17 protein-coding genes are annotated in these 20,738 nt (G+C 67.4%); 6 read left to right on the top strand and 11 right to left on the bottom strand.

The features are described 5' to 3' along the window. The first annotated feature begins 58 nt into the window (after positions 1–58). Positions 59–1,936, top strand: coding sequence for a gamma-glutamyltransferase (gene ggt / locus AvAM_RS12515; protein WP_137747362.1), 1,878 nt, complete (start codon positions 59–61; stop codon positions 1,934–1,936). A gap of 72 nt (positions 1,937–2,008) precedes the next feature. Here the strand turns inward: ggt and AvAM_RS12510 are convergent, their stop codons facing one another. Beyond that, positions 2,009–2,968, bottom strand: a complete 960-nt coding sequence (locus tag AvAM_RS12510) for a LysR family transcriptional regulator (protein ID WP_137747361.1) — start codon at positions 2,966–2,968, stop codon at positions 2,009–2,011. Positions 2,969–3,127: 159 nt separating this feature from the next. On the opposite strand from AvAM_RS12510, the gene AvAM_RS12505 reads away from it, so the two are divergent. Next, the gene (locus tag AvAM_RS12505) at positions 3,128–4,522 is read left to right on the top strand and encodes a hypothetical protein (RefSeq protein ID WP_137747360.1); all 1,395 of its coding nucleotides are present in this window, start codon (positions 3,128–3,130) and stop codon (positions 4,520–4,522) included. A gap of 269 nt (positions 4,523–4,791) precedes the next feature. Here AvAM_RS12505 and AvAM_RS12500 read toward each other — a convergent pair whose 3' ends face one another. From AvAM_RS12500 to AvAM_RS12480, 5 genes are all read right to left on the bottom strand, one after another. Then, positions 4,792–7,026 carry an NADP-dependent isocitrate dehydrogenase gene (locus AvAM_RS12500; RefSeq protein ID WP_137747359.1) on the bottom strand — a complete coding sequence of 745 codons (2,235 nt, stop codon included), beginning with the start codon at positions 7,024–7,026 and terminating at the stop codon, positions 4,792–4,794. 254 nt (positions 7,027–7,280) lie between these two features. Further along, the gene (pdeM, locus tag AvAM_RS12495) at positions 7,281–7,982 is read right to left on the bottom strand and encodes a ligase-associated DNA damage response endonuclease PdeM (protein WP_171012210.1); all 702 of its coding nucleotides are present in this window, start codon (positions 7,980–7,982) and stop codon (positions 7,281–7,283) included. Positions 7,983–7,987: 5 nt separating this feature from the next. After that, a complete protein-coding gene (locus AvAM_RS12490) occupies positions 7,988–10,696 on the bottom strand; it encodes a ligase-associated DNA damage response DEXH box helicase (RefSeq protein WP_137747358.1) in 2,709 nt (902 codons plus the stop codon). Further along, entirely contained in the window at positions 10,693–12,387 is a 1,695-nt protein-coding gene (locus tag AvAM_RS12485; protein WP_137747357.1) for an ATP-dependent DNA ligase, read from the bottom strand. The genes AvAM_RS12490 and AvAM_RS12485 overlap by 4 nt, the downstream gene beginning before the upstream one ends. After that, positions 12,384–13,445: a ligase-associated DNA damage response exonuclease gene (locus AvAM_RS12480; RefSeq protein WP_137747356.1), complete on the bottom strand. Its 1,062-nt coding sequence runs from the start codon at positions 13,443–13,445 to the stop codon at positions 12,384–12,386. The genes AvAM_RS12485 and AvAM_RS12480 overlap by 4 nt, the downstream gene beginning before the upstream one ends. 180 nt (positions 13,446–13,625) lie before the next feature. On the opposite strand from AvAM_RS12480, the gene AvAM_RS12475 reads away from it, so the two are divergent. Then, a complete protein-coding gene (locus AvAM_RS12475; RefSeq protein ID WP_249368095.1) occupies positions 13,626–14,156 on the top strand; it encodes a BON domain-containing protein in 531 nt (176 codons plus the stop codon). Positions 14,157–14,325: 169 nt separating this feature from the next. Further along, complete coding sequence (locus AvAM_RS12470; RefSeq protein WP_137747355.1) at positions 14,326–15,912, top strand: ABC transporter substrate-binding protein; 1,587 nt, start codon at positions 14,326–14,328, stop codon at positions 15,910–15,912. Between the two features lie 127 nt (positions 15,913–16,039). Here AvAM_RS12470 and AvAM_RS12465 read toward each other — a convergent pair whose 3' ends face one another. Together AvAM_RS12465 and AvAM_RS12460 are read right to left on the bottom strand one after the other, a co-directional pair. Next, positions 16,040–16,363 (bottom strand): YnfA family protein, encoded by a 324-nt coding sequence (locus AvAM_RS12465; RefSeq protein WP_137747460.1) that lies wholly within the window; start codon positions 16,361–16,363, stop codon positions 16,040–16,042. Then, positions 16,360–17,076 (bottom strand): helix-turn-helix transcriptional regulator, encoded by a 717-nt coding sequence (locus AvAM_RS12460; RefSeq protein ID WP_137747354.1) that lies wholly within the window; start codon positions 17,074–17,076, stop codon positions 16,360–16,362. Before AvAM_RS12460 ends, AvAM_RS12465 begins: the two co-directional genes overlap by 4 nt. A 79-nt stretch (positions 17,077–17,155) precedes the next feature. On the opposite strand from AvAM_RS12460, the gene AvAM_RS12455 reads away from it, so the two are divergent. Both AvAM_RS12455 and AvAM_RS12450 read left to right on the top strand, forming a co-directional pair. Continuing rightward, on the top strand, positions 17,156–17,500 hold the full coding sequence (locus AvAM_RS12455; RefSeq protein WP_137747353.1) for an NIPSNAP family protein: 345 nt from the start codon (positions 17,156–17,158) through the stop codon (positions 17,498–17,500). Continuing rightward, positions 17,497–17,841 carry an antibiotic biosynthesis monooxygenase gene (locus AvAM_RS12450; protein WP_137747352.1) on the top strand — a complete coding sequence of 115 codons (345 nt, stop codon included), beginning with the start codon at positions 17,497–17,499 and terminating at the stop codon, positions 17,839–17,841. Before AvAM_RS12455 ends, AvAM_RS12450 begins: the two co-directional genes overlap by 4 nt. 56 nt (positions 17,842–17,897) lie before the next feature. Here AvAM_RS12450 and AvAM_RS12445 read toward each other — a convergent pair whose 3' ends face one another. The 3 genes from AvAM_RS12445 to AvAM_RS12435 form a co-directional block, all read right to left on the bottom strand. Then, complete coding sequence (locus AvAM_RS12445) at positions 17,898–18,638, bottom strand: metallophosphoesterase (RefSeq protein WP_137747351.1); 741 nt, start codon at positions 18,636–18,638, stop codon at positions 17,898–17,900. An 81-nt stretch (positions 18,639–18,719) separates the two neighbouring features. Then, on the bottom strand, positions 18,720–19,088 hold the full coding sequence (locus tag AvAM_RS12440; RefSeq protein WP_137747350.1) for a DUF1801 domain-containing protein: 369 nt from the start codon (positions 19,086–19,088) through the stop codon (positions 18,720–18,722). Positions 19,089–19,263: 175 nt separating this feature from the next. After that, positions 19,264–20,688 carry an FAD-binding oxidoreductase gene (locus AvAM_RS12435; RefSeq protein WP_137747349.1) on the bottom strand — a complete coding sequence of 475 codons (1,425 nt, stop codon included), beginning with the start codon at positions 20,686–20,688 and terminating at the stop codon, positions 19,264–19,266. Between the last annotated feature and the right edge of the window lie 50 nt (positions 20,689–20,738).

Raw genomic sequence — 20,738 nt, 5'->3', positions numbered from 1 at the left:
GCCCCCCCGTGGTCCGCGCTCACCTTTTCCTTTCCTTCTCTTCCAAGGACTTTCATCCATGACGGCTTCTGTCTTTCGACGCAAACCCTATGCCCTGGGCCTGAGCATCGCCGCGCTGGCCGTGCTGGCCGCCTGTGGGGGCAGCGATGGCCCCACCACCCCGGTGGCCACGCCCGAGCCCGTCGAGCAGTACGTGCCGCCCGAGCCGCCCTCGGGCTACACGCCCAAGACCATCAGCTACGCCAACAAGGACATGGTGGCGGCAGCCAACCCGCTGGCGGTGAAGGCGGGCGTGGACATTCTGGCCAAGGGCGGCACCGCTACCGATGCCGCCATTGCGGTGCAGATGGTGCTGAACCTGGTGGAGCCGCAGTCCTCGGGCATTGGAGGCGGCGCCTTCATGCTGCACTTTGACAAGGGCGCCAACAAGCTGCTGGCCTACGACGGCCGCGAGACAGCGCCCAAGGCCGCCACGCCCAACCTCTTCATCGGTGCCGATGGCAAGCCGCTGGCGTTTCTGGCGGCGGTAGATGGCGGCCTGTCGGTCGGCACGCCAGGCGTGCTGCGCATGCTCGAAGCCGCGCACAAGGCGCACGGCAAGCTGCCATGGAAGGACCTGTTCGAGCCCGCCATCAAACTCAGCGAAGACGGCTTTGCGATCTCGCCGCGCATGAGTGTGTCGATCGCCGGATCGGCTGCGCGCATCAAGGCCCAGGGCGAGCCCGGCGCCAGCTACTTCCTCAACGCCGACGGCACGGCCAAGGCGGCGGGCACGCTGCTCAAGAACCCCGAACTCGCTGCCACCCTCAAGGCCATTGCGGCAGGTGGTGCCGACGCGTTCTACAAGGGCGACATTGCCAAGGACATCGTGGCCAAGGTCACCAGCCACCCCACCAACCCCGGCAAGCTCGCGCTCGATGACCTGAGCAGCTACACCCCCAAGGTGCGCGAGCCCGTGTGCGGCGTCTACCGCGTGTTGTACCGCGTGTGTGGCATGCCCGCGCCCAGCTCGGGTGGCATTGCGGTGCTGCAGACCCTGGGCTTGCTGCAGGGCTTTGACCTGGCGGCCATGAAGCCCAACACGCTGGACTCGGTGCACCTGGTGTCAGAGGCCTATCGCCTGGCCTACGCCGACCGCGCGCTGTATGTGGCCGACCCCGACTTCGTGAGCGTGCCCCAGGCCGGCCTCATCAACGCCGACTACCTCAAGGAGCGCGCCAAGCTCATCAGCATGAGCAAGAGCATCGGCACGCCCGTGGCGGGCACACCACCGGGCGTGAGCGGTGCCAAGGGGCGAGACAACTCGCTGGCCCTGCCATCGACCACCCACCTGTCCATCATCGACAACGCGGGCAATGCGGTGTCCATGACGACCACGATCGAAAACGGCTTTGGCAGCCTGCAGATGGTGCGCGGCTTCTTGCTGAACAACCAGCTCACCGACTTCTCCTTCACGGCCACCGACGCGGCGGGCAACCCCATTGCCAACAGCGTGCAGCCGGGCAAGCGCCCGCGCAGCTCCATGGCGCCCACCATCATCTTCAACGCCGCAACGGGTGACTTGGAAGGTGTTGTCGGCTCGCCCGGCGGCAGCGCCATCATCCAGTACACGGCCAAGACCATCCTGGGCATGACCGACTGGGGCCTGAACGTGCAGCAGGCCATCAACCTGCCCAACTTTGGCGCGCAGACCAACGCCACCACCTCCATTGAAAAGGGTTCGGTGATCGACACCGCCGCCATCCGCGACGGCCTCAAGGCGCGCGGCCACACCGTGGCGCAGACCGACACCTTCACCAGCGGCCTGCATGGCGCGGTGTTCAACGGTGTGCGGTCCAATGGCAATGTGGGCCTGCTGTCGCGCAACCCGGGCGCGGGCACCTATGCCGGTGGCGCCGACCCTCGCCGCGAAGGGATTGCGCAGGGCAACAACTGACCCGCGTTGTGATGGTCGGCTGCCGCATCCGAACCGGTGCGGCGCCGATGCAGGAAGAGGCTGCCAGGGGGACTACCGGGCAGCCTTTTTTTGTGGGGGCTCCGTGGCCACTGTCGGGTGTGGTTCGTCCGCCAGCGTGCGCAGCAGGGTGGTGAACGTGGCCGTGGGGCCCACGTTGTCCTCGGCGCGGTAGACCAGGGTCAGCGGCACATCCAGCCGCCCGCCATCCACCAGCGGCCGGTAGGCAATCGCATGGCGGTGCACGCCCAGCATGGACGACGGCACCACGGAAATGCCCGTGCCCGCCGCCACCAGGTTGAGGTTGGTCAGCATGCGCGCCACCTCGGCCACCACGCGGGGGCGCACGCCCTGCTCGGCACACAGCGCCAGCAGGTTGGCATACAGGCCGGGCGCGCCGGGGCGGCGCACCAGGATCATGGGTTCGCCCTCCAGGTCGGCAATCTGGATGGGCAGCGGCTTGCCTCGCCGCTGGCGCAGGGCCAGCGGGTGGTCGATGGGCAGGGCCACCATGGCGGGCTCGTGCTGCAGCGTGTCGAACACCAGGCCCGCAGGCCGCGCCACGGGCACACGCAGCAGGCCACAGTGCAGGCGGCCATCGGCCACGGCCTCAGTGATTTCGGCGGCGTTGTTTTCGCCAATCTCTAGCACCAGGCCGGGGTGGCGGGCGCGGCACTCCCGCAAGGCGAACGGGGTGAATTCATGGGCGGCGGCCGAGCTGGTGAAGGCGATCGCGAGCCGGCCGGTCTTGCCCTCGGCCAGCAGCTGCATGCGGCTGTGCAGCGCGTCGAAGTCATGCACCAGGCGGGCCGCATCGGCCTGCAGCGCGTGCCCGGCCTCGGTCAGCGTGACGCCCTTGGCGTGGCGCTTGAACAGCACGAGGCCCACGGTGTTTTCCAGGGCCTTGATCTGCTGGCTGAGCGGCGGCTGGGCCATGCCCAGCAGCTCGGCCGCGCGGGTCATGTGCCCGGCCTCGGCCACGGCCAGAAAGTAGCGCAACTGGCGGATGTCCATGTCAGTGCCTGCGGGTGGCTGGGAAGGTGGTCATATGAAAATCGTATTGCCGGGGCCAATTTTGCCTATTTGACGTATTGAGAGCCGGTTTCTACGATGCAGCGGCATCCGGCTGCGCACCACACAGACATACAGAACTTCTCAGGAGACACATCCCCCATGAACGCCCCGCAACCCCCTTCCTCCCAGCCCCCCCGGGCCCGCCTGGCCTTGGCGGGCCTCGCCTGCCTCGCGATGGCCGCCTGTGTGCCCATGGCACCGACCCGCGCACCCGCCGCCAAAGCCGAGGCCGCCCCTGTGGCGGCGGCCTGCCCCAAGGACCTGGCTGCCATCGCGCGCTGTCTGGCGGGTCGGGATTCGGCCGGGGCCTACTACCTCATCGCCATCCCGCAGAAGTGGAACGGCCACCTCGTGCTGCACGCGCACGGCGGGCCCACGCTGGGCGCACCCAAGGCCGAGCGTGCGGTGGAAGACCTGGAGCGCTGGTCCATCATGGTCCGCGCGGGCTATGCCTGGGCGGGCAGCACCTTCCGCCAGGGCGGGGTGGAAGTGCGTGCGGCGGCCGAGGACACCGAGCGCCTGCGCCAGATTGTTGTGCAGCATGTGGTGCAGCCGCAGCGCACCATCCTGCACGGCCAGTCCTGGGGCGCCAGCGTGGCGGCCAGGGGGGCCGAGATGTTCCAGCGCACGGCCGATGGCAAACGTCCGTACGACGCCGTGCTGCTCACCAGTGGCGTGCTCGCGGGCGGCAGCCGCTCGTACGACTTCCGCACCGACCTGCGCGTGGTCTACCAGTACCTCTGCAACAACCACCCCCGCCCCACCGAGGCGCAGTACCCGCTGAACATTGGCCTGCCTGCCGATGCGGCGATGACGCAGGCCGACCTGGCGGCACGCGTGAACGAATGCCTGGCCCTGAACAAGCCGGTGGCCGAGCGCACGACCGAGCAGCAGCGCAAGGTGCAGACGCTGGTGGACGTGCTGCGCATTCCGGCCAGCTCCATCCAGGGCCATATGAACTGGGCGACCTTCCACTACCGCGATGTGGTGCAGCACCGCACGGGGGGCGCTAGCCCCTTTGGCAACCGGGGCGCGGTCTACAAGGGCTCGCCAGACGATGCGGCGCTCAACGCGGGCGTGCTGCGCTACCGCGCCGATCCGCAGGCCGTGGCGCGATTTGCCGCAGACACGGACCCGACCGGCCAGATCCCCGTGCCCGTGCTCACCGTGAAGGGCGTGGACGACCCCACGGCCTTTGTCGAGCTGGACGCGCAGTTCAAGGCCACGATGGACAAGGCGGGCAGCGGCGCGCGGCTGGTGCAGACCTTCACGCGCCACAGCGGCCACAGCTACCTGAGCGACCCCACCTATCCCACGCTGATGGCGGCGCTGCTGCGCTGGGTGAATGAAGGCGAGGGCGCCAAGCCCACGCCCGCAGGCATTGCTCAGCAATGCGCTGCCTACGAGGCCGAATTTGGCAAGGGCTGTGCCTTTTTGCCCACCTATGTGCCCGCACCGCTGGCCAGCCGGGTGGTGGACCGCGAACGGCCATGACGCCACAGGGCCGAAAAGTCTGCTGTTGATCCCCTGCGCGATCGCAAGCAGGCCCTGAGGGCCCACCCGTAGCCCCCAAAACAAAAGGGCCCTGCGTTTCGGCAGGGCCCTTTTTTGTGTTTGCTATTAAATATATAGCTGCATTCGCTTGATGGTCGCGCGGTGGAGGCCTTTTTGATGCCTGAAATCCACCGGCGCTCCCTCCGCGCAGGTGCTGCGCGCCTTTCGCAAGCTCAGGCGCTCAGCAACCCAGCGGCTCACGCCACGGCTTACTTCACCGTGCTGAGTGCGTCGTTCAGCGTCTTGCTGGGGCGCATCACGGCATCCAGCTTGGCGACGTCGGGCATGTAGTAGCCACCGATGTCGGTGGGCTGGCCCTGCACGGCGTTCAGCTCGTCCACGATCTTCTGCTCGTTCGCGGTGAGCAGCTTGGCCAGGGGCGCAAACTTGGCGGCCAGGTCGGCATCTGCCGTTTGCGCGGCCAGTTCCTGGGCCCAGTACATGGCCAGGTAGAACTGGCTGCCACGGTTGTCCAGCTGGCCGGTCTTGGGCGAGGGGTTCTTGTTGTTGTCCAGCAGCTTGCCCGTGGCGGCGTCCAGCGTCTGGGCCAGGATCTTGGCCTTGGCGTTGCCGGTCTTCAGGCCCAGGTCTTCCAGCGACACGGCCAGCGCCAGGAACTCGCCCAGCGAGTCCCAGCGCAGGTGGTTTTCTTCCACCAGCTGCTGCACATGCTTGGGGGCCGAGCCGCCCGCGCCGGTTTCGTACATGCCGCCACCCGCCATCAGCGGCACGATGGACAGCATCTTGGCCGAGGTGCCCAGTTCCATGATGGGGAACAGGTCGGTCAGGTAGTCGCGCAGGATGTTGCCGGTGGCGCTGATGGTGTCCAGGCCGCGGATCACGCGCTCCAGCGTGTAGCGCATCGCACGCACCTGGCTCATGATCTGGATGTCCAGGCCGGTGGTGTTGTGCTCGTGCAGGTACATCTTGACCTTGGTGATCAGCTGCGCTTCGTGTGGGCGGTACGAGTCGAGCCAGAACACGACGGGCATGCCGGAGTTGCGGGCGCGGTTGACGGCCAGCTTCACCCAGTCGCGGATCGCGGCGTCCTTGACCTGGCACATGCGCCAGATGTCGCCCGCTTCCACGTTCTGGCTCAGCAGCACTTCACCCGTGGCCAGGTCGGTGATGTTGGCCACGCCGTCTTCGGCGATCTCGAAGGTCTTGTCGTGCGAGCCGTACTCTTCGGCCTGCTGGGCCATCAGGCCCACGTTGGGCACCGTGCCCATGGTCTTGGGGTCGAACGCGCCGTGCCACTTGCAGAAGTTGATGATCTCCTGGTAGATGCGGGCGAAGGTCGATTCGGGCATCACGGCCTTCACGTCCTTCAGGCGGCCGTTGGCGTCCCACATCTTGCCGCTGTTGCGGATCATGGCGGGCATGGAGGCGTCCACGATGATGTCGTTGGGCGAGTGGAAGTTGGTGATGCCCTTGGCCGAATCGACCATGGCCAGCTCGGGGCGGTGCTCGTGGCAGGCGTGCAGGTCGCGCTTGATCTCGTCGCGCTGGCTTTGTGGCAGCGTCTCGATCTTGCTGTACAGATCGACCATGCCGTTGTTCACGTTCACGCCCAGCTCGTCAAAGGTCTTGGCGTGTTTGGCGAACGCGTCCTTGTAGAAGATGCGCACGCAGTGGCCGAACACGATGGGGTGCGACACCTTCATCATCGTGGCCTTCACATGCAGCGAGAACATCACGCCGGTCTTGCGCGCGTCTTCGATTTCCTTCTCGTAGAACTCCAGCAGCGCCTTCTTGCTCATGAACATGCTGTCGATCACTTCGCGGTCGAGCAGGCTGACCTTGGGCTTGAGGATGATGGTCTTGCCGCTCTTGGTGATCAGTTCCATCTTCACGTCACGGGCGCGGTCCAGGGTCATGGACTTTTCGCCGTGGTAGAAGTCGCCGTGGTGCATGTGCGAGACGTGGCTGCGCGATGCCTGGCTCCACTCGCCCATGGAATGCGGGTTCTTGCGCGCGTATTCCTTCACGGCCTTGGGCGCGCGGCGGTCGGAGTTGCCTTCGCGCAGCACGGGGTTCACGGCCGAGCCGATGCACTTTCCGTAGCGGGCCTTGATCTCTTTCTCTTTGTCGTCCTTGGGCTGGTCGGGGTAGTCGGGCAGGGCGTAACCCTTGGACTGCAGCTCGGCGATGGCCGCCTTCAGCTGGGAGACCGATGCGCTGATGTTGGGCAGCTTGATGATGTTGGCATCGGGCTGCAGCGTCTTCTTGCCCAGCTCGGCCAGGGTGTTGGGCGCGCGCTGCTCTTCCTTCAGGAACTCGGGAAACTCACCCAGAACACGGGCGGCCACCGAGATGTCGGACTCCACCACGTTGATGCCCGCTGGCGCGGCGAACGTGCGGATCAGGGGCAGGAAGGAAGCCGTGGCCAGACGGGGTGCCTCGTCGGTCAGGGTGTAGATGATGGTGGGTTGCTGGGTCGTCATGGCTTGTCTCACGAAACAGAGTATGTAAATGCCCCCGGCTGGGTCACAGCGGGGCCAAACGCGGATGCTCTCTGATTCTCCTTGCTCGGGGCTGTCTGGGACCCCTGTTTTTGCAATCGAATCTCACAATGCAAAATTATCATAAGCCCAGGGCATCTTTTTTCACCAAATAAGTGGTAATCACCCTGCGGCCCCCTGCAGTTTGACCGCCTTGGCGCCTGCGCGCCACCCCCTCAAAGACCCTGTGAAAACCCTCAGGGAACGGCCATCACGCGGCCGGGCAGGATGGCAAACCGTGCCCAGTGCCCGGGCAACGTGTCGGGCGCCGTACCGGTGAAGGCGCCGAAGGCGGGCAGGACCAGCTGCCCATCGCCCCAGCCAAAACAGGGCGCCCGCAGCGCATCCCGCGCCGGGCCGCGCAGCCGCAGCGTGGGGTGCAGGTGCCCCGCGAGCACCGTGTGGCCCGCCACCGCCTGCGGGTGGTGGCAGGCCAGTACCGGCACATCGGCGCAAGGCCGCCAGGGCTCGTTGACCAGCGCCATCGCCAGTGCGGTGGGCGGGTCGCCCGCATGTAGGTCATGGTTGCCGCGCACCAGGGTCATCGCCACATGCGCATGGCGCTGGCGCCAGGGGAGCAACTGCTGCCACAGCGCATCGGCCGCGCCGCTGCGTGCGTGCAGAAAGTCGCCCAGAAACACCAGGTGGTTGGCGCCGGTGGCGGCCAGCACCGTGTCGAGCCGCGCGAGGTTGTCGGCCGTGGTGCCATGCGGCACCGGCTGCCCCGCGCGGCGGAAGGTGGCTGCCTTGCCGAAATGCACATCGGCCACCAGCACCCTGCGCGCGGCGGGCCACCACAGGGCGCGCTGGGGCAGTAGCTGCAGCGCGGTGCCGCAGGGCAGGGTGATGGCGTGCGCGCCTGTGGGGGATGCGTGGGCGCTGACGGGCAACGTGGTCATCGTGCTCAGAGTCCGGGGCGTTTGCGGGTGCGGCGGGGGGCGTTCCCAGCCGCTGCCCGGCGCGCGCGCTGTGTGCGGTTGCTGGTGTTCTCAGGAACGTCCCACACCATGTCCGTGGGCTGCACGGCGTGCTGCGCCAGGTGCGTGCCGGTAGTGGCGTCGGCCGCTTGCTCCAGCGCCTGCACCATGCGCGCCAGCCGGTCGGCCAGGGTCTCGGTGCTCAGGCGCTCGCGAAAGCGCTCCACCATCAGCGGCAGGGCGAATGGGGTGGGGCGTTTCAGCGCGTGGATGGACAGGGTCTGTGCCTGCATGTCGCGCAGTGTGTGCGCCAGGCGGTCCATGTCCAGTTCGTTGGTCAGCAGCTCGGCACGGGCCTGGGCCAGCAGCAGGTTGCCCGGGTCGTACTGCGCAAACACGTCGTAATACAGCGACGACGAGGCCTGCAGCTGGCGGCTGCTGCGCTGCTCGCCGGGGTGGCTTTGAAAGATGAGCCCCGCAATGCGCGCGATCTCGCGGAAGCGCCTGCGCGCCATCTCGGTGGCGTTCAGGCTGGCCAGCACTTCGTCTTCGAGCCCGCTGCCGATGGTGGTGTGTGTGCCTTCGCCAATCAGGCGCGGCAGCAGTGTGGTCCAGTCCACCGGCTTGGCCGACAGCAGCTCCAGCCCGTAGTCGTTGACCGCGATGGAGAAGGTGTTGGGCACCTGCTGCGATGCGCGCCAGCCCAGCAGACCGGCCAGCCCCAGGTGCACCAGGCGCCCCGCCAGCGGGTACAGGTACAGGTGCCAGCCCTCGCGGGTGTGCAGGGTCTCGGCCACCAGGCGGCTTGGTGTAGGCAGGGCCGACCAGGCCTGCTGCAGCGCCAGCAGCGGTTGGGCGCAGCGCATCTCGGGTGTGGTGAACTCGCTGCGCTCGGCCTGCGCCAGCTGTTCCAGCATTGCATCGGCCAGCGTGTTCGACAGCGGCATGCGCCCGCCGCTCCAGCGCGGCAGGGCGGCGCTGCCCTTGGGGGCGATGCGCACATAGGCCGTCATCTGCTGGGTGCGCACCAGCTCCAGCAGGCGACCTGCAAACATGAACACATCGCCCTTGCGCAGCCGGGCGATAAAGCTCTCTTCCACCGACCCCAGGCGCCCGCCGCTCACAAACTGCACCTGCATGGCGGCATCGCTCACGATGGTGCCGATGTTGCTGCGGTGGCGGCGCGCCAGGCGCGCATCGGGCACGCGCCAGATGCCATCGTCGTCCGGCACCACGCGGTGAAAGTCCGGGTAGGTGGCCAGCGACGCGCCGCCCTGGCGCACAAACTGTAGTGCCCATTGCCAATCGTTGTCAGTCAAGGCTGCGTAGGCCGGTGCGCGGCGCACTTCGGCCAGCAGCACATCGGGCACAAAGCCGCCGCCCAGCGCCACGGTCACCAGGTGCTGCACCAGCACATCCAGCGGTGCACGCGGCGTGTGCCGGTCTTCAATGCGGCCCTGCGCCAGCGCATGGCGCGCGGCGGCGGCCTCCACCAGCTCCAGGCTGTGCGTGGGCACCAGCGTGATGCTGGAGCTGCGCCCCGGCGCATGGCCCGAGCGGCCCGCGCGTTGCACCAGCCGCGCCACGCCCTTGGCCGAGCCGATCTGCAGCACCTGTTCCACCGGCAAAAAGTCCACGCCCAGATCCAGGCTCGATGTGCAGACCACGGCCTTGAGCTGCCCGGCCTTGAGGCCTTGCTCGACCCAGTCGCGCACCTCATGCCCCAGCGACCCATGGTGCAGCGCAAGGGTGCCCGCCCAGTCGGGCCGCGCCTCCAGCAGCGCCTGGTACCAGCGCTCGGCTTGCGACCGGGTGTTGGTGAACACCAAGGTGGACGCGGCCGCTTCGATCGACTGCACCACCTGCGGCAGTAGGCTCAGCCCCATGTGGCCCGCCCACGCAAAGCGGTCGGCCCGTGCGGGCAGCATCACCTGCACCTCCAGCCGCTTGTCGATGCGGCCCTGCACCAGCACGGCGGGCGGTGCTCCTGGTGCGTTGGGCAAGGGCTGGGGCAGCAAGGTGTGCAGGGCCTCCTCCAGGTTGCCCAGCGTGGCCGACATGCCCCACACCTGCAGTGCCGGGCTCCAGCCCGACAGGTGCGCCAGCGCCAGCTGCACCTGCACGCCGCGCTTGTTGCCCACCAGTTCATGCCACTCGTCCACCACCACCAGGCGCACGCTGGCCAGGCGCTCCCGCGCATCGGCGCGGGCCAGCAGCAGCGAGACGCTTTCGGGCGTGGTCACCAGCAGCGTGGGCAGGCGGCGGTCTTGCGCAGCGCGCTCTCCGCTGGCGGTGTCGCCCGTGCGCAGCCCGCTGGTCCATGTGGGGGCCAGGTCGGGCAGTGGGGCCTGCAGGGCGCGCAGCGAATCGGCAGCCAAGGCGCGCATGGGCGTGATCCACAGCACGGTGAGGGGTGGTGCCGCAGCGCGGCGCGTGCGCAGGGCGGTGCGGGCGTTGGGGGCTTCTTCAGGCTCCGGTGCAGCATCGGCCTGCGCCAGGTGCTGCAGCGCGCCCAGCCACACCGCATAAGTCTTGCCAGCCCCTGTGGTGGCATGCAGCAGGCCCGAGCGGCCCTCGCCCATCGCGCGCCACACGTCTTGCTGGAAGCCAAAGGGCTGCCACCCGCGCGCCGCCATCCAGGCGGCTGCGGCACTCGGTGCCACCGGGGGCTTGCGCGTGCGGCGGGTGGTGCTCATGCCGCAACGTCCTCCCCAGGTAGCAGTGCTATCAGCGTTTGCAGGGTATCGGCTTCGGCCACGGGTTTGTCCTGCCGCCAGCGCAGCATGCGCGGAAAGCGCACTGCAAAGCCGCTCTTGTGGCGCGGGCTCTTCGCAATGCCCTCAAAGCCCAGCTCAAACACCAGCGTCGCGTCCACGCTGCGCACCGGCCCAAAGCTCTCGCGCGTGGTCTTGCGGATGATGGCGTCCACCTGAGCAATCTCGGCATCGGTCAGGCCCGAATAGGCCTTGGCAAAAGGCACGAGCTGGCGCTCCGGGTCGTCCTGCGGGCCGGTCCACACGGCAAAGGTGTAGTCGGTGTACAGGCTGGCACGGCGGCCGTGGCCGCGCTGGGCGTAGATGAGCACCGCGTCCACGCTCATGGGGTCGATCTTCCACTTCCACCACACGCCCACATCCTTGGTGCGGCCCACGCCGTACTGCGCGCTGCGGTGCTTGAGCATGAAGCCCTCGGTGCCCATGCTGCGCGCGGCCTCGCGCTGCCGCGCGAGGTCGGCCCAGTCGGGGCCGTGCAGCAGGGTGCTCAGGCGCAGGGTGGGTGGGGTTACGGGTTCTGCGATGGCGTCGGGGGGCTGCAGCGCCGCTTCCAGCAGCGCGCGGCGGGCCTGCTGCGGCTCTTGGCGAAGGTCTTGCCTGGCGTGCTCCAGCAGGTCATAGGCCACCAGCACCACGGGCAGCTCGCGCCGCAGCTTGGGGGTCAGCGTCTTGCGACCCAGGCGCTTTTGCAGGTCGGCAAAGGGGCGGGGCTGGGGCTCATCGGGCAGCCAGACCAGGATCTCGCCATCGACCACCGTGCCATCGGGCATCTGCGCCATTGCGGCCTCGGCCAGTTCGGGGAAGCGGTCGGTCACCAGCTCCTCCCCGCGCGACCAGACCCACACCGCGCCCGCGCGCCGCACGATCTGCGCGCGGATGCCGTCCCACTTCCATTCCACCAGCCAGTCGCCGGGCGTTCCCAGCAGTGCAGGCATTTCGGCCACTGGCTGGTTGAACGGGTGGGCCAAAAAGAAGGGATAGGGCTGGCCCGCATCGGCAGCATCCGGCGTATTGGCATCCTCGTCCACCGGCGCGATCAGCGCCTGGTAGTCGCTGGCCTGCGGCTGCCGGCCGATCTGCGTGTAGCCCATCAGCCGGTGCGCGATGCGCTTGGGGTCGAGCGCGCTCACCGTGGCCAGCGCCTGCGTGACCTGCAGGCGCGACACCCCCACGCGGAAGTTGCCGGTGATGAGCTTGAAGTACACAAAGCGCTGCTCGGGCGCCAGCATGTTCCATTGCGTGCGCAGACGGCTATCCGCTTCATCGGGCGGCAGGGCGCGCAGGGGCAGCAGCTGGGCCATCCATTCGGCCAGCGTCAGTTCGGTGGGTTGGGTGGGTGGGGGCAGCAGCAGCGCCAGAGTTTCGGCCAGGTCGCCCACGGCCTGGTAGCTTTCTTCGAACAGCCACTCGGGCAGGCCTGCAGCCTCTTGCGCCAGCGCCTTCAGGCGCTTGGTGGGCACCATCTGGCGCGGTTTGCCACCTGCCAGAAAGTAGGTGGCCCAGGCCGCATCGGTGGGCGGCGCCACGCGCAGGTACGCCACCAGCGCCGCGAGTTTGGCCGACTGCGCGGTGGTGGCGTCGAGCGCCTGGAACAGCTGGGCAAAGGCCTTCATGCCGTCCCCTCGGGTGCGGGCTCGCTGCCTGGCTCCGGCGCAGCCCCTGTGTCGTCCTCGTTGTCATCGGCGCCGTATTCGGTGGCGAACACCTGGGCGTCCAGCCCTTGCTCGCACAGCCAGCGCACCATCACCGCCGTGCTGCCGTGCGTCACGATGACGCGCTCTGCGCCCGTGGCGCCAATGGCTTTCTGCAAGCTCGGCCAGTCGGCGTGGTCGCTCATCACAAAGCCCCGGTCCACGCCCCGGCGGCGGCGCGCGCCGCGCACCAGCATCCAGCCACTCGCAAACGCGTCGGAGTGTTCGCCCAACCGCTTGAGCCACGGCGTGCCCGCAGCCGAGGGCGGGGCCAGCACCAGCGCGCGTTTCAGGTCCGCCTTGGTCAGGCCCGGGTCCGTCACACGCAGCGTGGGTGGCAGGGCTACACCGGCCGCGCGGTACACAGCGTTGAGCGGCTCCACCGCCCCATGCACCACGATGGGCCCGATGCTGGCATCCACGCCATGCAGCAGCCGCTGCGCCTTGCCAAAGGCATACGCATACAGCACGCTGGCCTTGCCCACCGCCGCATTGGCAGCCCACCAGGCGTTGATGTCGGCAAACAGCGCGGGCTGCGACGGCCAGCGGTAGATGGGCAGGCCAAAGGTCGATTCGGTGATGAAGGTGTGGCAGCGCACCGGCTCGAACGGCGGGCAGGTGCCATCGTCTTCGAGCTTGTAGTCGCCCGAGGCCACCCACACCTGGCCGCCGTGTTCCACCCGCACCTGGGCCGAGCCCAGCACATGCCCGGCGGGGTGCAGCGACACCCGCACGCCATGGTGGTCGATGACCTCGCCGTAGCCCAGCGTCTGCAGATCAATGCCCGCGCCCAGCCGGTTGCGCAGCGTGCCCGCGCTGCCCTCGTGCGCCAGGTAGTGGGCCGAGCCCATGCGTGCGTGGTCTGAATGGGCGTGTGTGATCACGGCCCGCTCCACCGGCCGCCAGGGGTCGATGTAAAAGTCGCCCTGCGGGCAGTACAAGCCTTCGGGGCGGTGGACGATCAGATCGTTGCGGTGCATGTGGGTGGGATCGTAGGCGCCCCGCCAAAGCCGAGGTGCGACTTGGGATATCCGTCGCGCGCCGGTGAAAATATGGAAGAAAATAGCCGTCTCCGCGCGCCTATAAATGTTTGTAAGCTATTTATTTGATAGCAATTGCATGCTGCAGCGCTGCGGTTCACCAGGAGAGGAGGGCTCTGCATGCATTGTGTCGATTCAGGCTGGTGCCGGGGTGGGCTCCTGCCCCTGCTGGCCGCGTTCGCGGTGTCGTCGGCCAGCGCCCAGGAGGGGGCATCTCCGCAGGCGCGCACCAACGCCTTCAACGACCCCTTCGTTCAGGTCACCAGCGCCGTCCCGCACTGCCCCGTGCCCGAAGGTCCGCTCTACACAGAGGCGGAAGTGCGCGAGCTGGCGCATGTGCGATCGCAGCACGGCGGCAGCTGCCACCGCGTGGGGCGGTGCCGCCTGCCCAACTCCTACCTCTACGACGCCGAGATCATCCCGCGCGTGCAGCGCTACATCCGCGAGGACGGCCGTTTTGGCGACACCAGCGTGTGGGTGCTGGGCGAACGGCGGCTGGTCACGTTGATGGGCTGCGTGCAGTCGCAAGCCCAGGCCGAGGCGCTAGAGAAAGCGGTGCTGCTGGTGGATGACGTGATGGGCGTGATCAACCTGCTGCAGGTGGGCACGGCGCGCGATGGTGTGCGCTACCCGGCGCTGCCCGCGCAGTAGCTGGCGCACGGGCGCTGCCGGGGCCTCTTTATCCCAGCCGCGCCTGGTGCGCAATCGGTCCGGATACGGGCTTGCATCGCCTGTGCCACACATGGCGCGTGGGGGCTTGGGCTGGCCTGTTTCCTGCTGCATATTGCCGGTTCTCCTATTTCACCAAGGAAATCACGTCATGCGATTCAACCGTTCTCTGCTGGCGGCCGCCACCCTGGCCCTGGCAACCGTTGCTCCCACCGTGTCGGCAAAACCGTTCAAGTGGGCAGGCTCCACCGATATCCAGAGCATGGACATCCATTCGCAGAACAGCGCTTTGGGCAACGGCATCCATGCGGCCGTGTACGAGTCGCTGGTCATGTTCAACAGCCGCACCCTCAAGGTCGAGCCGCTGCTGGCCACGTCGTGGCAGCAGGTCAGCCCCACGCAGCTGCGCGTGAAGCTGCGCCAGGGTGTGAAGTTCAGCGATGGCTCGGCCATGACCGCCGATGACGTGGTCTTTTCGCTGCAGCGCGCCATGAGCAAGACGTCTACCTACTCCATCTACACCCAGGGCATGGACCGCATCGCCAAGGTGGATGGCGAGACCATCGATATCTTCCTGAAGAACCCCAACCCGGTGATCCTGAACCAGCTCACCGAGCTGCGCGTGATGAGCAAGGCCTGGGCCGAAAAACACAACGCGGTCGAACCCAAGGACATCAAGTCCAAGGACGAAACCTACTCCCACCGCAACGCGATGGGCACCGGCCCCTTCATGCTCAAGGAATGGGTGCCTGACCAGAAGATCGTGTTCACTGCCAACCCCAACTGGTGGAACGCAGGCAAGACCGAAGGCAATGTGACTGAGATCACCTTCACCCCCATCAAGTCCGAGGCCACACGCATTGCCGCACTGCTGTCGGGCGAGGTGGACATGGTGCGTGACACCAGCATCCAGGACCTGGGCCGCCTCAAGGCTCACCCCAACCTCAAGGTCATGGAGATGGTGGAGAACCGCACCGTGTACCTGGCCATGGACCAGTTCCGCGACGAGCTCCCTGGCGGCAACATCAAGGGCAAGAACCCGCTCAAGGACCTGCGCGTGCGCAAGGCGCTCTACCAGGCCATAGACAGTGCCACGCTGCAGCGCGTGACCATGCGGGGCATGTCCAAGCCCACCGGGGCCATCGTGTCGCCGCTGGTCAACGGCTGGACCGATGCCGCAGATAAGCGCCTGCCTTACGACCCCAATGCCGCCAAGGCGCTGCTGGCCGAGGCGGGCTACAAGGACGGCTTCGAGGTGGACTTTGCCTGCAGCAACAACGCCATCATCCAGGACGAGGAGCTGTGCCAGGCCATCACCTCGATGTGGTCGCGCGTCGGTGTGAAGGCCAAGCTGCGCACGATGCCCTCGGTCACCTACTACCCCATGGCCCAGCGGCACGAGGCCAGCATTGCCCTGCTCAGCTGGGGCGTGCCCACGTTCGACGCGCTGTACACCCTGCAGTCGCTCACCCGCACCAAGACCACGGGCGGCGACGGCAACTACAACCTGGGCCGCTACAGCAACGAGCGCATGGACTACATCGTGGACCGCGTGAAAACCGAGACCGACCAGCCCGTGCGCAACCGACTGCTGACCGAAGGCCTGCAACTGCAGAACGACACCGTGGCCAACATCCCCCTGCACAACCAGATGCTGGCCTGGGCCATGAAGAAAAACGTGGAGCTGGTGCAGCGGCCGGACAACCGCATCGATTGGCGGCTGATCAAGGTGAATTGAGCCCTTTGGCGCCGCAGCCTTCGAAGCTGGCGCGACCCATGCCAGTGCACCCGTGGAACCGGCTTTGCCGGGCCACCGGGTGCGTCCCCCCTGGAGGGAAGGCGCCGGAGGCGACTCAGGGGGGCATTCATTTCATCGGCTGCAGCATGATGATCGCCATGCCCGCCAGCGTGACCAGCACGCCCGCCACATCCCACGCCGTGGGGCGGATGCCATCCACCGCCCACAGCCAGGCCAGCGCCACCCCGATGTAGACACCGCCGTAGGCCGCATACACGCGGCCTGCGCCCGCAGTGTCGTGCAGCGTGAGCAGCCAGGCAAACAGCGCCAGGCTGGCGGCCGCAGGCAGCAGCAGCCACAGCGGTTTGCCGTGTTTGAGCCACAGCCAAGGCAGGTAGCAGCCCACGATTTCGGCGAGGGCCGTGGCGATGAAAAGCAGCAGTGTTTTCAGCATGGTGCGGGGCGGTGGTGCTGGACATCCGGGTCAGTGGCCAGCCACTGGCGCAGCGCCAGCTCGCCCTTGGGAGTGAAGTGCACCACGCGCGAGCCTTGCGCGCGGCGGGCCCATCCCCCGTCGAAGAGGCGCTGCAGCAGCGCCGCGCCCAGGGCGCCGCCCAGGTGGTGGCGGCGCTCGCTCCAGTCCAGGCAAGGGCGACACACCATGCGCCGCTGCTGCCCCAGCGTGGAGGTGTCGATCCCTACTTGGGCAAACCATTGCGTACCAGTGGGCGTGAGGGCCGCCCCCTGGGGCGTGGCCTGCAGCATGCCCTGGTGCAACAGCGCTTCATAAAACTGCACGCCCACCTCACCCGCCAGGTGGTCGTAGCACATGCGCGCGCGGCGCAGCGCGGGCTCCCGGGGGCTGGCGCGCAGGCGCACGGCACCGGCGCGGAACGCCACGTTCATCAATGACTCCAGCAGGTGCGCCACATCGCGGTCTGCCAGCCGGAAGTAGCGGTGGCGGCCCTGGCTTTCCACGGCGATCAGGCCGGCATCCAGCAGCTTGGCGAGGTGGGCGCTGATGGTCTGCTTGGTCACGCCCGCAAGGTCGGCCAGCTCGGTGGCCGTGAGCGCGCGGTCGGCCATCAGGGCGGTGAGGACTTCGGCGCGCGCGCTGTCGCCGATGAGCGCGGCAATGCGCGCGATGTGGGGGCCGTCTTTCATGGTTCGATCTTGGGCGAACCATCTCTGCCCGTCAACGGCCTATCGTGAAGCCCTTGCCAATCCCAGACTTTGGAACCCCATGATTACCTGCTTCATCCGCTACGAGATCGACCCCTTCCAGCGCGACGCGTTTGCCGAATACGCGCGCCGCTGGGGCCAGATCATTCCCCGCTGCGGCGGCCACCTGCTGGGCTACTTTCTGCCGCATGAAGGCAGCAATTACGAGGCCTGGGGCCTGATCGGCTTTGACTCGCTGGCCGCCTACGAGGCCTACCGCGCGCGCCTGCGCGCCGACCCCGAAGGCCGCGCCAACTTCGCGCTGGCGCAGAAGAAGCGTTTCATCCTGCGCGAGGAGCGCAGCTTCACCCAGGGGGTGGAAGGCACACTGGGCCTGCCCGCCCACCCACAGGGGGCCACCACATGATGGCGGTGATCTTCGAGGTCACGCCTGCGCACGGCCAGCAGGACGCCTATCTGGGCGCGGCCGCAGCGTTGCGTCCGGTGCTGGAGCAGGTGGACGGCTTCGTTTCCATCGAGCGCTTTGAAAGCCTGAGCGAGCCCGGCAAGCTGCTGTCGCTGTCCTTCTGGCGCGACGATGAGGCCGTGGCCCGCTGGCGCCAGCAAGAGGCGCACCGCAGCACCCAGGCGGCCGGGCGAGACCATGTGTTTGCCGACTACCGGCTGCGCGTGGCGGCGGTGGTGCGTGACTACGGCATGAACGACCGGGCACAGGCGCCCGCCGATTCCCGTACGGTGCACGGTTGACCGCGCGCAGGTCCCAGCAGCCTGTTTGCGACCCCTGCGAGATCGCAAACAGGCGCTCACACCGGCATGTAGCCCGTGCGCAGCGCGTGGGCCCATTCGGGCCGTCCATTCCGTTGTGCCAGCAGCGCCATGGGTTCGTGGTCGTAAGGCACCCGGTGGTGCGCCACCTGCCAGCCTTGTGCCGTCCGCTCCGCGATGGCGTAACACGCATCCGGCGTGCCGTTTTCTACTTTATGGGCCACAGGGTGGTCGTCACTGTAGGCCTGCAGGCCCACGCTGCCGGGGTTGACCAGCAAAACGCCCGCTCCCAGACGCACCTGGCGCGGCACATGGGTGTGGCCGCAGGCAATCAGCGGGGCGTATTGGCCCGACAGGCGCTCGTCGATCTCGGCCGGGGTGGCGGCGCGCACCGTGCAGCCGTCCAGCGTTTCGAGCAGGTATTCATGGTCGCTGCGCGGCGAGCCGTGGCACAGCAGCACGTCATCGTCCAGGCGCAGGGTGTGGGTCAGGCTGCGCATCCAGGTGAACTCCGCCTCGGTGAGTTGCGCATGCGCGTACTGGTCTGATGCGCCACCGTGGCCTGGGCGCAGCTGCAGCACCTGGCGCTCGTGGTTGCCCGCCAGCGAGAGCCAGTCCGACGCCATGAGCCACTGTGCCGTCTCGCGCGGCAGCAGCGGGCCCGAGAGGTTGTCGCCCAGGTTGACCACACGGTCGGCGCCCCGGCGCGTGATGTCCGCCGCTACGGCTTCGAGCGCCGTGAGGTTGCCGTGGGTGTCCGAGACAAAAGCGATGCGCATGGGGATGCCATGTTGTGGGTGGTTTGCGGGTCAGCACGGCGACACGCTGCCGCGTGTACCGCTGTACGTGTGCCGCACATCCTATGTGTTTGCCCGCGCTGCTTCCAGCGCCAGTGGCAGGTACTGCGCCAGTTGCTTGTGCGCCAGTTCGTCGATAGAGCGCAGCTTCAGGTGCCTGCGCCCCTTGCCCGCCCCCTCCAGGTGGCCGAAGGGGTCGCTGATGCGCGCGCCCTGCCCGAACTCCACCGACACATGCCCCTGGTAGGCGAACACGCCGCAGAACGACACCCCCTGCGCAGCAAACAGAATGCCGCCGTACTTCACCTCTTCCGTGGGTGCCTCAAAGGGCGGCTGCAGCACCAGGGCGCGCACGGCCTGCACGATGGCGTACTGGGTTTCGCCGAGGAAGCGGATGTCTTCAAGCAGTGCGGGGACAGAACGTGTGGCCATGGAGCATGTGAGGGCTGCGGGAATGTGCAGGGTAGGCGATGTTGCTGACAATGGGGTGGCAGCAGCGGGCGCATTGCCCAGGCACTCCGCACCCGCAGAGGCCTGTCAGAATCTCAATAAAAATAGCCGCTTCCGCCTATTAATATTGAATTTATTGCTATCAATAGAGTAGCAATTACAGGGTGAAAATTTTCCCCGGATTCAGGATGTTCTTCGGGTCCAGTGCGCGTTTGATGGCGCGCATCATGTCCACCGCGCCGGTGCCGGTTTCGTCCAGCAAAAAGCCCATTTTGTGGATGCCCACACCATGCTCACCCGTGCAGGTGCCGCCCATGCTCAGGGCCCGGGCGACCAGGGTGTGGTTCATGGCCTCGGCCTTGGTGCGTTCTTCGGCGCTGTTCGGGTCGATGAGGTAGCCGAAGTGGAAGTTGCCGTCGCCCACGTGGCCGACGAGGAAGTAGGGGATGCCGCTGGCTTCGACCTCGTCCACCGATTCGAGCAGGCAGTCGGCCAGGCGGCTGATGGGCACGCAGGTGTCGGTGCTGATGGCGCGGCAGCCGGGGCGGCTTTGCACGGCGGCGAAGTAGGCGTTGTGCCGGGCGGTCCACAGGCGCGTGCGTTCTTCGGGAGTGCTGGCCCATTCAAAGGCCTGGCCGCCAAATTCGCTGGCGATGTCTTGCACCATTTCGGCCTGTTCCTTCACGCTGGCGGGCGAGCCGTGGAACTCCATGAGCAGCATGGGCTCCTCGCGCAGGGTCAGCTTGCTGTGCGCGTTCACCATGCGCACGGTGTGGTGGTCGATGAGTTCCACGCGCGCAATCGGCACACCGATCTGGATGATCTGGATGGTGGTGCGCACGGCCGCTTCGATGCTGGGGAAGGAGCAGATGGCGGCGCTCACCGCCTCGGGCAGCGGGTACAGGCGCACGGTGATCTCGGTCATGATGCCCAGCGTGCCTTCGCTGCCCACCATCAGGCGCGTGAGGTCGTAGCCCGCGCTGCTCTTCTTGGCACGGGTGCCGGTGTGGATGACTTCGCCGCTGGCGGTGACCACCTCCAGCGCCAGCACGTTCTCGCGCATGGTGCCGTAGCGCACGGCGTTGGTGCCGCTGGCGCGCGTGGCGCACATGCCGCCGATGCTGGCGTCGGCGCCGGGGTCGATGGGGAAAAACAGGCCGGTGTCCTTGATGGCTTCGTTGAGCTGCTTGCGCGTGATGCCGGGCTGCACGGTCACCGTGAGGTCTTCGGCGTTGATGCTGAGCACCTGGTTCATGCGGCTCACGTCAATGCTGATGCCGCCCTGCACGGCCAGCAGATGGCCTTCGAGCGACGAGCCCGCGCCGTAGGGGATCACGGGCACGTCGTACTGGCTGGCCAGCTTGACCGCATCGGCCACGTCCTGCGTGTTTTCGGCAAACACCACGGCGCTGGGTGGCGGGGCCTGCAGCGAGCCTTCGTCGCGCCCGTGCTGCTCGCGCACGGCCTGGGCCAGCGAGCACTGCGCCCCGAAGCGGGCCTGCAGCGCATCGATGAGTGCCTGGGGCACGTTGCGCAGTTGGATTTCGGGCAGCAGGTGGGCGGCAGCGGTGGGGGCGTTCATGGTGTGTGTCTCCGGTGGGTGCGGTCAGTGAGAAGCATTCTAGGTTCGGC

It is taken from the genome of Acidovorax sp. NB1, assembly GCF_005405905.1.
In the GTDB taxonomy this organism is placed as follows: Bacteria; Pseudomonadota; Gammaproteobacteria; order Burkholderiales; family Burkholderiaceae_C; genus Acidovorax.
Note: the sequence above shows the minus strand (reverse complement) of the source record. Positions and strands in the feature narration are given on the sequence as shown.

Excerpts from the sequence above, each read along its gene's own strand:
- pdeM (WP_171012210.1), bottom strand. The coding sequence starts at position 7,982 with ATGACCACGTTGCCCGTCAGCGCCCACGCATCCCCCACAGGCGCGCAC.
- AvAM_RS12470 (WP_137747355.1), top strand. The coding sequence starts at position 14,326 with ATGCGATTCAACCGTTCTCTGCTGGCGGCCGCCACCCTGGCCCTGGCA.
- AvAM_RS12510 (WP_137747361.1), bottom strand. The coding sequence starts at position 2,968 with ATGGACATCCGCCAGTTGCGCTACTTTCTGGCCGTGGCCGAGGCCGGG.
- AvAM_RS12435 (WP_137747349.1), bottom strand. The coding sequence starts at position 20,688 with ATGAACGCCCCCACCGCTGCCGCCCACCTGCTGCCCGAAATCCAACTG.
- AvAM_RS12450 (WP_137747352.1), top strand. The coding sequence starts at position 17,497 with ATGATGGCGGTGATCTTCGAGGTCACGCCTGCGCACGGCCAGCAGGAC.
- AvAM_RS12490 (WP_137747358.1), bottom strand. The coding sequence starts at position 10,696 with ATGAGCACCACCCGCCGCACGCGCAAGCCCCCGGTGGCACCGAGTGCC.
- AvAM_RS12455 (WP_137747353.1), top strand. The coding sequence starts at position 17,156 with ATGATTACCTGCTTCATCCGCTACGAGATCGACCCCTTCCAGCGCGAC.
- AvAM_RS12445 (WP_137747351.1), bottom strand. The coding sequence starts at position 18,638 with ATGCGCATCGCTTTTGTCTCGGACACCCACGGCAACCTCACGGCGCTC.
- AvAM_RS12485 (WP_137747357.1), bottom strand. The coding sequence starts at position 12,387 with ATGAAGGCCTTTGCCCAGCTGTTCCAGGCGCTCGACGCCACCACCGCG.
- AvAM_RS12505 (WP_137747360.1), top strand. The coding sequence starts at position 3,128 with ATGAACGCCCCGCAACCCCCTTCCTCCCAGCCCCCCCGGGCCCGCCTG.
- ggt (WP_137747362.1), top strand. The coding sequence starts at position 59 with ATGACGGCTTCTGTCTTTCGACGCAAACCCTATGCCCTGGGCCTGAGC.
- AvAM_RS12440 (WP_137747350.1), bottom strand. The coding sequence starts at position 19,088 with ATGGCCACACGTTCTGTCCCCGCACTGCTTGAAGACATCCGCTTCCTC.
- AvAM_RS12500 (WP_137747359.1), bottom strand. The coding sequence starts at position 7,026 with ATGACGACCCAGCAACCCACCATCATCTACACCCTGACCGACGAGGCA.
- AvAM_RS12460 (WP_137747354.1), bottom strand. The coding sequence starts at position 17,076 with ATGAAAGACGGCCCCCACATCGCGCGCATTGCCGCGCTCATCGGCGAC.
- AvAM_RS12480 (WP_137747356.1), bottom strand. The coding sequence starts at position 13,445 with ATGCACCGCAACGATCTGATCGTCCACCGCCCCGAAGGCTTGTACTGC.
- AvAM_RS12475 (WP_249368095.1), top strand. The coding sequence starts at position 13,626 with ATGCATTGTGTCGATTCAGGCTGGTGCCGGGGTGGGCTCCTGCCCCTG.